General features: G+C 53.3%; 11 protein-coding genes and 2 tRNA genes. All 13 read left to right on the plus strand.

All coding sequences use genetic code 11. From position 1 onward, the window contains the following. Nucleotides 1-7 precede the first annotated feature (7 nt). The 13 genes from rlmE to rpsO all read left to right on the plus strand — a co-directional run bounded on the left by rlmE (nucleotide 8) and on the right by rpsO (nucleotide 12519). Nucleotides 8-637 (plus strand): 23S rRNA (uridine(2552)-2'-O)-methyltransferase RlmE, encoded by a 630-nt coding sequence (gene rlmE / locus AC6I8T_RS02675; protein WP_013507694.1) that lies wholly within the window; start codon nucleotides 8-10, stop codon nucleotides 635-637. Between the two features lie 174 nt (nucleotides 638-811). Continuing rightward, nucleotides 812-2740 carry an ATP-dependent zinc metalloprotease FtsH gene (gene ftsH / locus AC6I8T_RS02680; RefSeq protein WP_036627470.1) on the plus strand — a complete coding sequence of 643 codons (1929 nt, stop codon included), beginning with the start codon at nucleotides 812-814 and terminating at the stop codon, nucleotides 2738-2740. 85 nt (nucleotides 2741-2825) lie between these two features. After that, on the plus strand, nucleotides 2826-3659 hold the full coding sequence (gene folP / locus AC6I8T_RS02685) for a dihydropteroate synthase (protein WP_208724702.1): 834 nt from the start codon (nucleotides 2826-2828) through the stop codon (nucleotides 3657-3659). 6 nt (nucleotides 3660-3665) lie between these two features. Next, complete coding sequence (gene glmM / locus AC6I8T_RS02690) at nucleotides 3666-5000, plus strand: phosphoglucosamine mutase (protein ID WP_021185738.1); 1335 nt, start codon at nucleotides 3666-3668, stop codon at nucleotides 4998-5000. A 218-nt stretch (nucleotides 5001-5218) separates the two neighbouring features. Then, nucleotides 5219-5551, plus strand: coding sequence for a preprotein translocase subunit SecG (gene secG / locus AC6I8T_RS02695; protein WP_013507698.1), 333 nt, complete (start codon nucleotides 5219-5221; stop codon nucleotides 5549-5551). A gap of 47 nt (nucleotides 5552-5598) precedes the next feature. Next, nucleotides 5599-5685 (plus strand) — tRNA-Leu (locus AC6I8T_RS02700). Nucleotides 5686-5744: 59 nt separating this feature from the next. Further along, nucleotides 5745-5821, plus strand: a tRNA-Met gene (locus AC6I8T_RS02705). Between the two features lie 212 nt (nucleotides 5822-6033). Then, entirely contained in the window at nucleotides 6034-6486 is a 453-nt protein-coding gene (gene rimP / locus AC6I8T_RS02710) for a ribosome maturation factor RimP (protein WP_021185741.1), read from the plus strand. 24 nt (nucleotides 6487-6510) lie between these two features. Next, nucleotides 6511-7998 (plus strand): transcription termination factor NusA, encoded by a 1488-nt coding sequence (gene nusA / locus AC6I8T_RS02715; protein WP_021185742.1) that lies wholly within the window; start codon nucleotides 6511-6513, stop codon nucleotides 7996-7998. Between the two features lie 17 nt (nucleotides 7999-8015). Then, nucleotides 8016-10709: a translation initiation factor IF-2 gene (gene infB / locus AC6I8T_RS02720; RefSeq protein ID WP_021185743.1), complete on the plus strand. Its 2694-nt coding sequence runs from the start codon at nucleotides 8016-8018 to the stop codon at nucleotides 10707-10709. Nucleotides 10710-10774: 65 nt separating this feature from the next. Continuing rightward, nucleotides 10775-11182: a 30S ribosome-binding factor RbfA gene (gene rbfA, locus AC6I8T_RS02725; protein ID WP_013507702.1), complete on the plus strand. Its 408-nt coding sequence runs from the start codon at nucleotides 10775-10777 to the stop codon at nucleotides 11180-11182. After that, nucleotides 11182-12126 carry a tRNA pseudouridine(55) synthase TruB gene (truB, locus tag AC6I8T_RS02730; RefSeq protein WP_208724703.1) on the plus strand — a complete coding sequence of 315 codons (945 nt, stop codon included), beginning with the start codon at nucleotides 11182-11184 and terminating at the stop codon, nucleotides 12124-12126. Before rbfA ends, truB begins: the two co-directional genes overlap by 1 nt. A gap of 123 nt (nucleotides 12127-12249) precedes the next feature. Further along, nucleotides 12250-12519 carry a 30S ribosomal protein S15 gene (gene rpsO / locus AC6I8T_RS02735; protein WP_013507704.1) on the plus strand — a complete coding sequence of 90 codons (270 nt, stop codon included), beginning with the start codon at nucleotides 12250-12252 and terminating at the stop codon, nucleotides 12517-12519. The last annotated feature ends 292 nt before the right edge of the window (nucleotides 12520-12811 follow it).

Consider the following 12811-nt stretch of genomic DNA (forward strand, 5'->3'; position numbering starts at 1 on the left):
AAAAATTATGACGGGTAAAAAGCGTTCGGCCAGTTCCAGTCGCTGGCTTCAGGAACACTTTAGCGATAAATATGTGCAACAGGCACAGAAAAAAGGGTTGCGTTCGCGCGCCTGGTTTAAACTTGAGGAAATACAGCAGGGTGACAAGCTTTTCAAACCCGGTATGACAGTGGTAGATCTGGGAGCTGCACCCGGTGGCTGGTCGCAATATGTGGTACAACTGATTGGCTCTTCTGGCCGTATTATTGCGTGTGACCTGCTGCCCATGGACCCGATTGTTGGGGTCGATTTTCTGCAAGGCGATTTTCGTGACGAAGCCGTGCTGAAGACGCTTCTGGAACGTGTTGGTGACGAAAAAGTGCAGGTTGTCATGTCGGACATGGCTCCGAACATGAGTGGTACACCGGCGGTTGATATTCCACGTTCCATGTATTTGGTAGAGTTAGCGTTGGAAATGTGTCGGGATATCCTGGCACCAGGCGGCAGTTTTGTAGTGAAAGTGTTTCAGGGAGATGGCTTCGATGAATACCTGCGGGAAATTCGCTCCCTGTTTACGAAAGTGAAAATTCGTAAGCCGGATGCTTCGCGTTCACGTTCGCGCGAAGTGTACATTGTGGCGACAGGGCGCAAACTATAACCTGATTGACAGGAATCAAAGCAAGGCGACCAATGCGTTTACACCGATGAGTATTCTGACTTTCAGGGTAAACAAGCAAAATCATCAGCGCCGCGATTCCAGGTATGAAGGATATATAGTACCCTACGCTGTCTGTTAACACCGTTGTAATATGAGGTTAATCCCTTGAGTGACATGGCGAAAAACCTGATTCTCTGGCTAGTCATCGCGGTTGTGCTGATGTCAGTATTCCAGAGCTTTGGGCCCAGCGAGTCGAATGGCCGTAGGGTTGATTATTCAACCTTCCTGTCGGAAGTGAACCAGGATCAGGTCCGCGAGGCACGTATTAACGGGCGTGAGATTAACGTTACCAAAAAAGACAGTAATAAATACACGACCTATATTCCTGTCAACGATCCCAAGTTACTCGATAACCTGTTGACCAAAAACGTCAAAGTGGTTGGCGAACCGCCGGAAGAGCCGAGCCTGCTGGCTTCGATCTTCATCTCCTGGTTCCCGATGCTGCTGCTGATTGGCGTGTGGATCTTCTTTATGCGTCAGATGCAAGGTGGCGGCGGGAAGGGCGCGATGTCCTTCGGCAAGAGCAAGGCCCGCATGCTGACCGAAGATCAGATCAAAACCACTTTTGCGGATGTGGCCGGTTGTGATGAGGCCAAAGAGGAAGTGGGTGAGCTGGTCGAATATCTGCGTGAACCGAGTCGCTTCCAGAAACTGGGCGGTAAAATCCCGAAAGGCGTACTGATGGTTGGTCCGCCGGGTACGGGTAAAACGCTGCTGGCGAAAGCGATTGCCGGTGAAGCTAAAGTGCCTTTCTTTACCATTTCCGGTTCTGACTTCGTTGAAATGTTCGTGGGTGTCGGTGCATCTCGTGTGCGTGACATGTTCGAACAGGCGAAAAAAGCCGCACCTTGCATCATCTTTATCGATGAGATCGATGCAGTGGGTCGCCAGCGTGGCGCAGGTTTAGGCGGTGGTCACGATGAACGTGAACAAACGCTGAACCAGATGCTGGTTGAAATGGACGGCTTTGAAGGCAACGAAGGTATTATCGTTATCGCGGCTACTAACCGTCCTGACGTGCTGGACCCGGCGCTGCTGCGTCCTGGCCGTTTCGACCGTCAGGTGGTGGTCGGTCTGCCAGACGTGCGTGGCCGTGAGCAGATTCTGAAAGTGCATATGCGTCGCGTGCCGCTGGCAACCGATATTGATGCTGCCATCATCGCGCGTGGTACGCCGGGCTTCTCCGGTGCTGACCTGGCGAACCTGGTCAACGAAGCTGCATTGTTTGCTGCCCGCTCCAATAAGCGTGTGGTATCGATGGTTGAATTCGAGAAAGCGAAAGACAAAATCATGATGGGTGCGGAACGTCGCTCTATGGTGATGACGGAAGCGCAGAAAGAATCGACTGCCTATCACGAAGCGGGGCACGCGATTATTGGTCGCCTGGTGCCGGAACACGATCCGGTACATAAAGTGACGATTATTCCGCGCGGTCGTGCATTGGGTGTGACCTTCTTCCTGCCGGAAGGCGATGCGATCAGCGCCAGTCGTCAAAAACTGGAAAGCCAGATCTCTACGTTGTACGGTGGCCGTCTGGCTGAAGAGATTATCTACGGTGTGGAACACGTATCGACGGGTGCATCAAACGACATCAAAGTTGCCACTAATCTGGCGCGTAACATGGTGACCCAATGGGGCTTCTCAGAAAAACTCGGTCCACTGCTGTATGCAGAGGAAGAGGGAGAAGTGTTCCTCGGACGTTCTGTGGCGAAAGCCAAGCATATGTCTGATGAAACGGCGCGTATTATCGACCAGGAAGTTAAACACCTGATCGACAGCAACTACCAACGCGCACGCCGTATCCTGGGTGAAAACATGGATATTCTTCACGCGATGAAAGACGCGCTGATGAAGTATGAAACCATTGATGCACCGCAGATTGATGACCTGATGGCACGCCGTGAAGTGCGTCCACCTGCTGGCTGGGAAGATCCAGGCAGCAACTCTTCTGACAACAACGGTACGCCGAAGGCGCCACGTCCGGTTGATGAACCGCGTACGCCGAACCCAGGCAACACCATGTCAGAACAGCTCGACAAATAAGAGGCGCAAACCTCGACAAAAACCCCGGCCGGTCCGGGGTTTTTTACATCCCGCAGTTCCGTAATTCCTCAAGGAGGCTCTCGCCATGAAGTTGTACGCCCGTGATACCCATCTCGATCTCTCGTTTCCCCATGTGATGGGCATTTTGAATGTCACGCCGGACTCCTTCTCCGATGGCGGTAAGCACAATTCATTGGTGGATGCGCTGACGCACACCAATGAGATGGTCAATGCCGGGGCAACCATTATTGATGTTGGTGGTGAATCGACCCGTCCGGGAGCCGATGAGGTGAGCGTTGAGGAGGAGCTGGAGCGGGTTATCCCGGTGGTGGAAGCCATCGCCCAGCGTTTTGAGGTATGGATTTCTGTCGATACTTCAAAGGCTGAAGTGATCCGTGAATCTGCGCGAGTGGGTGCTCACATCATTAATGACATTCGCTCATTATCTGAACCCGGTGCGTTGCAGGCTGCGGCTGATACCGGATTGCCGGTGTGCCTGATGCATATGCAAGGTGAGCCGCGCACCATGCAGCAAGCACCCCAGTATCAAAACATCGTCAGTGAAGTGGACGCTTACTTCACAGAACAGATTACGCGTTGTGTCGACGCCGGTATTAAAAAAGAGAATCTGCTACTCGACCCCGGCTTTGGTTTCGGTAAGAATCTCAGCCACAACTATGAGCTACTGGCTGAACTGAGCCATTTTCATCATTTCGGTTTGCCGTTACTGGTGGGGATGTCGCGTAAATCAATGATTGGTCAGTTGCTGAATGTCGGCCCGGCGCAGCGCCTGACCGGCAGCCTGACGTGTGCGGTCATTGCCGCCATGCAAGGCGCGCACATTATTCGCGTGCATGACGTGAAAGAAACTGTTGAAGCGATGCGTGTGGTTGAAGCGACACGCAGAGCAAAAGGATAAAAAGGCATGAGTGATCGTAAATATTTCGGTACGGATGGGATTCGCGGCAAAGTGGGGGAAGCGCCAATTACCCCGGATTTCGTTCTGAAGCTGGGTTGGGCGGCAGGAAAAGTGCTGGCCCGTCACGGTTCTAAGAAAGTGTTGATTGGGAAAGATACGCGTATTTCGGGCTACATGCTGGAATCGGCTCTGGAAGCCGGGCTGGCAGCGGCGGGCCTGTCTGCGGCGTTTACCGGTCCGATGCCGACGCCGGCGATTGCTTATCTGACACGCACTTTCCGCGCCGAAGCTGGCATTGTGATTTCTGCTTCACATAACCCGTTCGACGATAACGGCATCAAATTTTTCTCTGCTGAAGGCACCAAATTGCCAGATGAAGTGGAAGAAGCGATCGAACTGGAGATGGAAAAACCGATCACTTGTGTTGAGTCTGCTGAGCTGGGACGTGCCAGCCGCATTGTCGATGCTGCCGGGCGCTACATCGAGTTTTGCAAAGGCACCTTCCCCAGTGAACTGAGCCTGAATGGCTTAAAAATCGTGGTGGATTGCGCGAACGGGGCGACCTATCACATTGCGCCAAACGTGCTGCGTGAACTGGGGGCTACGGTGATTGCCATCGCGACTCAACCGGATGGTATGAACATCAATAAAAATTGCGGCGCAACCGATTTGAAAATGTTGCAGCAACGTGTGCTGGAAGAGAAGGCCGATATTGGCCTGGCTTACGATGGCGACGGCGACCGCATCATGATGGTTGACCATTTAGGCGCGAAGGTTGATGGTGACCAGATCCTCTACATCATTGCGCGAGAAGGTTTACGTCAGGGCCAACTGCGCGGTGGCGTAGTAGGGACGCTGATGAGTAACATGGGCCTCGAACTGGCGCTGAAGCAGCTTGGTATCCCGTTTGTGCGTGCCAAAGTTGGCGACCGCTACGTGCTGGAGAAAATGCAGGAGAAGGGCTGGCGTCTGGGGGCGGAAAACTCCGGCCATGTCATCCTGCTGGACAAAACCACCACTGGCGACGGCATCGTTGCAAGTTTGCAAGTACTTACTGCAATGGTGCAAAACCACATGAGCCTGCATGACCTGTGTAGCGGCATGAAGATGTTGCCCCAGGTGTTGGTCAATGTTCGCTTCAGCGGCAACAACGATCCTTTACAAAGTGATGCCGTCAAGGCGGCCAGCGCAGAAGTGGAAAAAACGCTGGCGGGTCGTGGTCGCGTGCTGTTACGTAAATCCGGCACTGAGCCACTGATTCGGGTGATGGTGGAAGGTGAAGATGAAGCGCAGGTGACCGCGCTGGCGCACAAAATTGCCGATGCGGTGAAGGCGGTTTAAGTGCCTTTCAGGCGGTAAGATTTTTCTCTTTCCGCCTGTAAAATCACCATGATGGCGCTTTTTTCCGCAATTGATGAGGTTCGTGAAAATTGCGCTTGCAGAGCAATGTGCCTTTGGTTAGTATTCACACCCGCTTCTGATGGGTGATGACGAGACTCCCCATCGATACTGGTTGAAGCTTTAACTGTGCGGTTTACGCGCAAGGAAACAGGTTGATTATGTACGAAGCTCTTTTAGTTGTTTTCCTTATTGTGGCGCTGGGCCTTGTTGGTCTGATCATGCTGCAACAAGGTAAAGGCGCTGATATGGGAGCATCATTTGGTGCAGGCGCTTCTGCGACGCTGTTCGGTTCTACCGGGTCTGGTAACTTTATGACTCGCATGACCGCAGTGCTGGCGACGCTGTTCTTCATCATCAGCCTGATTCTGGGTAACCTGAACACGAATAAAACTTCCAAAGGAAGCGAGTGGGAAAATCTGACTGCGCCGGCTAAATCTGAACAGACTCAGCCAGCCAAACCGGCAACCCCGGGTAACGATATCCCGCAGTAAGATCGTCAGCTTGCAGTGCGACATATTATCGTCGCCGTCAGTGAAGTGCCGAGGTGGTGGAATTGGTAGACACGCTACCTTGAGGTGGTAGTGCCCGATTGGGCTTACGGGTTCAAGTCCCGTCCTCGGTACCAAATCTCAGTATGACTTGCAATTTTTGCATGTTCGGCGTAACATTCGCCACGTTTTCGGACGCGGGGTGGAGCAGCCTGGTAGCTCGTCGGGCTCATAACCCGAAGGTCGTCGGTTCAAATCCGGCCCCCGCAACCACTTTCCCTTAGAGTTCTTTTTCAAATATACTGTATGCATCGACGGACGCATTCGCAGTGAGTTTTGAAAAAAATTCTTCTGGATTGTGCTCCGAGCCGCATCGCGGCATACAGGGTCCAGTCACAAAAAGCCCCGATTTTTCGGGGTTTTTTGTTATCAGGAAATCGCAACACTGGGCTATTAGGCCCTTTTTTTATGTCTTGGGGGTGGGCTTGTCCACATTAGAGCAAAAATTGACAGAGTTGATCTCTGCTCCGGTAGAAGCGCTTGGCTACGAATTGGTCGGTATCGAATTTATTCGTGGTCGCACATCAACCTTGCGCATCTATATTGATAGTGAAGAGGGTATCAATGTTGATGATTGCGCCGATGTCAGCCACCAGGTCAGCGCTGTGATGGATGTGGAAGATCCCATCACCGTGGCTTACAACCTTGAAGTTTCCTCACCGGGTCTTGACCGTCCTCTTTTTACTGCTGAACACTACGCGCGTTTTGCCGGTGAAGAGGTAAGTCTGGTACTGCGTATGGCCGTGCAGAACCGCCGTAAATGGCAGGGCATCATTAAGTCTGTCGAAGGCGAGATGATCACGGTAACCGTTGAGGGTAAGGATGAAGTGTTCGCGCTGAGCAACATTCAGAAAGCGAACCTGGTCCCCCACTTTTAAAAGTCCGGATTGAGGCTAACCAGGATGAACAAAGAGATCTTAGCTGTAGTAGAAGCCGTTTCTAACGAAAAAGCCCTGCCGCGTGAGAAAATCTTCGAAGCGCTGGAGAGCGCTTTGGCCACTGCGACCAAAAAGAAGTATGAGCAGGAAATCGACGTGCGTGTCAGCATTGACCGCCGTAGTGGCGATTTCGATACTTTCCGTCGCTGGCTGATTGTTGATGAAGTGACGCAGCCGACTCGCGAGATCACGCTGGAAGCAGCCCGCTTCGAAGATGAAGCATTCAATCTGGGCGATTTTGTTGAAGATCAGATTGAATCGGTCACGTTTGACCGTATCACCACCCAGACGGCGAAGCAGGTTATCGTGCAGAAAGTGCGCGAAGCTGAACGCGCGATGGTGGTGGATCAGTTCCGCGAGCAGGAAGGCGACATCATCACTGGCGTGGTGAAGAAAGTGAACCGCGACAACATCACGCTGGATCTCGGCAGCAATGCTGAAGCAGTCATCGTGCGTGAAGATATGCTGCCGCGTGAAAACTTCCGCCCTGGCGACCGTATTCGCGGTGTGTTGTATGCCGTGCGTCCGGAAGCGCGTGGTGCACAGCTGTTCGTGACCCGTTCGAAGCCGGAAATGCTGATCGAACTGTTCCGCATCGAAGTACCGGAAATTGGCGAAGAAGTTATTGAGATCAAAGCGGCAGCGCGTGATCCCGGTTCTCGCGCCAAAATCGCGGTGAAAACCAATGACAAACGTATCGATCCGGTGGGTGCCTGCGTAGGTATGCGTGGCGCTCGCGTGCAGGCTGTCTCCAGCGAACTGGGTGGCGAGCGTATCGATATCGTGCTGTGGGACGATAACCCGGCACAGTTCGTCATCAACGCTATGGCTCCGGCTGATGTAGCGTCAATTGTGGTGGATGAAGACAATCACACCATGGATATCGCTGTTGAAGCTGGCAATCTGGCTCAGGCGATCGGCCGTAACGGCCAAAACGTACGTCTGGCTTCCCAGCTGAGCGGTTGGGAACTGAACGTAATGACCGTCGATGACCTGCAGGCGAAGCATCAGGCTGAAGCCCACGCGGCCATCGATATGTTCACCAAACATCTCGACATCGACGAAGAGTTTGCCACCATTCTGGTGGAAGAGGGCTTCTCTTCTCTTGAAGAGCTGGCATATGTACCGATCAACGAGTTGCTGGAAATTGACGGCCTCGATGAAGACACGGTAGAAGCCCTGCGTGAACGAGCAAAAAATGCGTTAACTACCCTGGCACTGGCGAAAGAAGAGAGCCGTGGCAATCAGGAGCCTGCTGAGGATCTGCTGAATCTCGAGGGTCTGGATCGTGCGATGGCTTACCGTCTGGCAGCGATTGGCGTTTGCACGCTGGAAGATCTTGCCGAGCAAGGTGTCGACGATCTGACAGATATCGAAGGGCTGGATGATGAGAAAGCCGGCGCGCTGATCATGGCCGCGCGTAATATCTGCTGGTTCGGCGATGACGCATAATTACAGGAAGGAACAGCATGACAGATGTAACCGTAAAATCGCTGGCCGCCGAAATTCAGACTCCGGTAGATCGCCTGGTACAGCAATTTGCTGATGCGGGGATCCGTAAGTCTGAGAATGACGCGGTGACCCAGCAAGAGAAAGAAACCTTATTGTCCCACCTGAATCGTGAACATGGTCAGGCCGGTTCAGGTAAACTGACGCTGCAACGTAAAACTCGCAGCACCTTGAATATTCCTGGCACCGGGGGTAAAAGTAAGTCGGTGCAAATCGAAGTCCGCAAAAAGCGCACCTATGTGAAGGGTGATGCAGAAGCCGAAGCGCAGGCTCAGGCTGAAGCTGAAGCCGAGGCGCAGCGTGAAGCGGAAGAGAAGGCGCGTCGCGAGGCGGAAGAACAAGCCCGTCGCGAAGCTGAACAAAAAGCGCAACGTGAAGCCGAAGAAAAAGCCAAGCGCGAAGCCGCTGACAAGGCGAAGCGTGAAGCAGCGGAAAATGACAAAGTGACTAATCAACCTACCGACGAACTAACCAAAGCCGCGAATTCTGATAAGGCCCGTCGTGAAGCCGAAGCCGCAGAACTGAAGCGTAAAGCCGAAGAAGAAGCGCGCCGTAAGCTGGAAGAAAACGCACGACGTGCGGCTGAAGAAGCCCGCCGTCTGGCAGAAGAAAAAGCTGCTGAGTGGGAAAAACCGGAAGAAGAGGATAAAGGCGACTATCACGTCACCACCTCGACCCATGCCCGCCAGGCTGAAGATGAAAACGATCGCGAAGTTGAAGGCGGTCGTGGCCGTGGCCGCACCACTAAAGCTGCTCGCCCTGCCAAGAAAGGCAACAAGCATTCTGAAGCCAAAACTGACCGTGAAGAAGCGCGCGCCGCTGTTCGTGGTGGTAAAGGCGGTAAACATCGCAAACCGAGCTCCCTGCAACAAGGCTTTAACAAGCCAGCTCAGGCAGTGAACCGTGATGTTATCATCGGTGAAACCATCACCGTTTCAGAATTGGCTAACAAAATGGCCGTGAAAGGTTCACTGGTCATCAAAGCCATGATGAAGATGGGCGCTATGGCGACCATTAACCAGGTTATCGACCAGGAAACTGCCCAGCTGGTTGCGGAAGAGATGGGTCACAAAGTGATCCTGCGCCGTGAGAATGAGCTGGAAGAAGCGGTGATGGACGATCGTGATACCGATGCTGCGCAGGAAAGCCGCGCACCGGTCGTGACTATCATGGGTCACGTTGACCACGGTAAAACCTCACTGCTGGACTACATCCGCTCCACCAAAGTCGCCTCAGGCGAAGCGGGCGGCATTACCCAGCATATCGGTGCTTACCACGTTGAAACCGAAAACGGCATGATCACCTTCCTGGATACCCCGGGCCACGCCGCGTTTACCGCGATGCGTGCGCGTGGTGCACAGGCAACGGATATCGTTATCCTGGTCGTGGCCGCGGATGACGGCGTGATGCCGCAGACCATTGAAGCTATCCAGCACGCGAAAGCGGCCGGTGTGCCGGTTGTGGTTGCCGTGAACAAGATCGACAAACCAGAAGCCGATCCGGATCGCGTTAAGAACGAGCTGACTCAGTACGGTATCATCCCGGAAGAGTGGGGCGGCGAGAACATGTTCGTCAACGTTTCTGCGAAAGCCGGTACCGGCATTGATGACCTGCTGAACGCAATTCTGCTGCAAGCGGAAGTTCTGGAACTGACTGCTATCCGTGAAGGTATGGCAAGCGGCGTGGTGATTGAATCGTTCCTCGACAAAGGTCGTGGTCCGGTCGCTACCGTTCTGGTGCGTGAAGGTACCCTGAATAAAGGCGATATCGTGCTGTGCGGCTTCGAATATGGCCGTGTGCGTGCGATGCGTGACGAGCTGGGCCGTGAAGTGTTGGCTGCTGGTCCGTCAATTCCGGTCGAAATCCTCGGTCTGTCCGGTGTTCCGGCTGCGGGTGATGAAGCCACCGTGGTCCGTGACGAGAAGAAAGCGCGTGAAGTTGCTTTGTATCGTCAGGGTAAATTCCGCGAAGTGAAACTGGCGCGTCAGCAGAAATCTAAGCTGGAGAACATGTTCGCCAACATGACCGAAGGCGAAGTGTCCGAGCTGAACATCGTACTGAAATCCGACGTACAGGGCTCTGTGGAAGCGATCTCCGACTCCCTGCTGAAACTCTCCACCGACGAAGTGAAGGTGAAGATTATCGGTTCGGGTGTAGGTGGTATCACCGAAACCGACGCGACGCTGGCTGCGGCTTCCAACGCGATCATCCTCGGCTTCAACGTGCGTGCTGATGCTTCGGCTCGTCGCGTAATTGAAGCGGAAAGCGTGGACCTGCGTTACTACTCCGTCATCTATAACCTGATTGACGAAGTGAAAGCGGCGATGAGCGGCATGCTGGCTCCGGAATACAAACAGCAGATCATTGGTCTGGCTGAAGTTCGTGATGTGTTCAAGTCACCGAAATTTGGTGCGATCGCGGGCTGTATGGTTACCGAAGGCAACATCAAACGTCACAACCCGATCCGTGTTCTGCGCGACAACGTTGTTATCTATGAAGGCGAGCTGGAATCCCTGCGTCGCTTCAAAGACGATGTTAACGAAGTGCGTAACGGCATGGAGTGTGGTATCGGCGTGAAGAACTACAACGACGTTCGTGTCGGCGATATGATCGAAGTCTTTGAAGTGATTGAAGTTAAACGCACCATCGATTGATCATCATCTGATGTGTTGCAATTTGGGAGGCCGCTGGCCTCCCGAATTATTTGGGAGAAAGCATAATGGCGAAAGAATTTGGCCGCCCACAGCGCGTTTCACAGGAATTGCAGAAAGAGATCGCAATCATCCTGCAACGCGAAATTAAAGATCCGCGCCTTGGTATGATGGTGACGGTTTCTGGCGTTGAAGTGTCACGCGATCTGGCTTATGCCAAAGTGTTTGTCACTTTTTTGAATGATAAAGACGAAGAAGCGGTGAAAAACGGTCTGAAGGCACTCAAAGAGGCTTCAGGTTATATCCGTACTTTAGTCGGTAAAGCGATGCGTCTGCGCATTGTGCCCGAGCTGACCTTCTTCTATGACAACTCGTTGATCGAAGGTATGCGCATGTCAAACCTGGTCACCAACGTTGTCAAAAATGATGCTGAACGCCGTGGCGATCATGCAACGGACGACGACAAGGAGGATTGATGAGTCGTCCTCGTCGTCGCGGTCGCGATGTGCATGGTGTATTGCTGCTGGATAAGCATCAGGGTGCGTCCTCTAACGACGTGCTGCAAAAAGTAAAACGCATCTTTAATGCGAACAAAGCGGGCCACACCGGTGCGCTGGATCCGCTGGCAACCGGCATGCTGCCCATCTGTCTCGGTGAGGCCACCAAGTTTTCGCAGTATCTGCTGGATTCGGATAAGCGTTACCGGGTGATTGCTCGCCTGGGTGAGCGTACCGATACCTCTGATGCCGACGGCAATGTGGTCGAAACCCGTCCGGTCAGCTTTACTCAGGCTGAGCTGGATGCGGCACTGGAAAGTTTTCGTGGCGATACCCAGCAGGTGCCGACCATGTTTTCGGCGTTGAAGCATCAGGGGCGTCCGTTGTATGAGTATGCACGCCAGGGGATTACCGTTGAGCGTGATGCCCGTCCCATCACCGTGTATGAACTGCTGTTTATTCGCTGGGAAGGGGATGAGCTGGAGCTGGAAATCCACTGCTCTAAAGGTACCTATATTCGGACCATCATCGACGACCTCGGCGAGAAACTCGGTTGTGGTGCCCATGTGATCATGCTGCGTCGTTTGCAGGTTTCCCGCTATCCGGCAGAGAAAATGGTCACGCTTGAGCAGTTGCAAGCGTTGTTGGAACAAGCCACAGCGGCAGAAATCGCGCCTGCTGAACTGCTCGATCCGCTCTTGTTACCGATGGATAGCCCGGCTGCGGATTTTCCGGAAGTGAATCTGCCCGATGCCGTTGCCGCTTTCTTTAAGCTGGGCCAGCCGGTGCAGGCCGAAGGGGTACCTGCGGCGGGCCTGGTGCGAGTCACGGAAGGCGAAGCGCGTAAATTTATCGGTATGGCAGAGATTGACGAGCGACTGCGTGTTGCGCCACGCCGTCTGGTGGTAGAATTTCCGCAATAATGCGGTTCGCCCAACGGGGTATTTGCGTTGCCGCTGGGCGAAGAGTAGAATAGCGCGGCTTTAAAAGCGGGCTGCTGAATTAGAGATCGGCACCCATACATTCATTAATAACTGGAGTTTATTATGTCTCTAAGCGTAGAAGCTAAAGCAGAGATCGTTGCCAAATACGGTCGTGGTGCTAACGACAGCGGTTCAACTGAAGTTCAGGTTGCTCTGCTGACTGCTCAGATTAACCACCTGCAGGGTCACTTCTCTGAGCACAAAAAAGACCACCACAGCCGTCGCGGTCTGCTGCGCATGGTATCCCAGCGTCGTAAGCTGCTGGACTACCTGAAGCGTAAAGACGTTGCACGCTACACCAGCCTGATCGAAAACCTGGGTCTGCGTCGCTAAGTCTGAAGAATCTGATCAAGGGTGTAGCGCAGACAGTATGCAAAAAAACGCATCTGATGATCAGATTTGTGCGAGTTTCGCGAAAAGGGGGCCTTTATGGCCCCTTTTTTCGAGCAATCGGCAGCAATCCGGTCCAAACTCATGTATTGTTGCTGAGAGTGATCTTCGCTTGCAGAGGTTCGCGCGGCTAATGAGAGGCTTTACCGCAAGGGCGGTTAAAGGTTGTCATTAGTCGCGAGGATGCAGCTGAAGATCGGTAATCCCCGGCGGGCCTGAGATGGGTCTGCCCCGA

This window comes from Pantoea sp. X-Soil-OKNW-556 (assembly GCF_059730695.1).

Excerpts from the sequence above, each read along its gene's own strand:
- rbfA (WP_013507702.1), top strand. The coding sequence starts at position 10,775 with ATGGCGAAAGAATTTGGCCGCCCACAGCGCGTTTCACAGGAATTGCAG.
- truB (WP_208724703.1), top strand. The coding sequence starts at position 11,182 with ATGAGTCGTCCTCGTCGTCGCGGTCGCGATGTGCATGGTGTATTGCTG.
- ftsH (WP_036627470.1), top strand. The coding sequence starts at position 812 with ATGGCGAAAAACCTGATTCTCTGGCTAGTCATCGCGGTTGTGCTGATG.
- folP (WP_208724702.1), top strand. The coding sequence starts at position 2,826 with ATGAAGTTGTACGCCCGTGATACCCATCTCGATCTCTCGTTTCCCCAT.
- rpsO (WP_013507704.1), top strand. The coding sequence starts at position 12,250 with ATGTCTCTAAGCGTAGAAGCTAAAGCAGAGATCGTTGCCAAATACGGT.
- rlmE (WP_013507694.1), top strand. The coding sequence starts at position 8 with ATGACGGGTAAAAAGCGTTCGGCCAGTTCCAGTCGCTGGCTTCAGGAA.
- glmM (WP_021185738.1), top strand. The coding sequence starts at position 3,666 with ATGAGTGATCGTAAATATTTCGGTACGGATGGGATTCGCGGCAAAGTG.
- infB (WP_021185743.1), top strand. The coding sequence starts at position 8,016 with ATGACAGATGTAACCGTAAAATCGCTGGCCGCCGAAATTCAGACTCCG.
- nusA (WP_021185742.1), top strand. The coding sequence starts at position 6,511 with ATGAACAAAGAGATCTTAGCTGTAGTAGAAGCCGTTTCTAACGAAAAA.
- secG (WP_013507698.1), top strand. The coding sequence starts at position 5,219 with ATGTACGAAGCTCTTTTAGTTGTTTTCCTTATTGTGGCGCTGGGCCTT.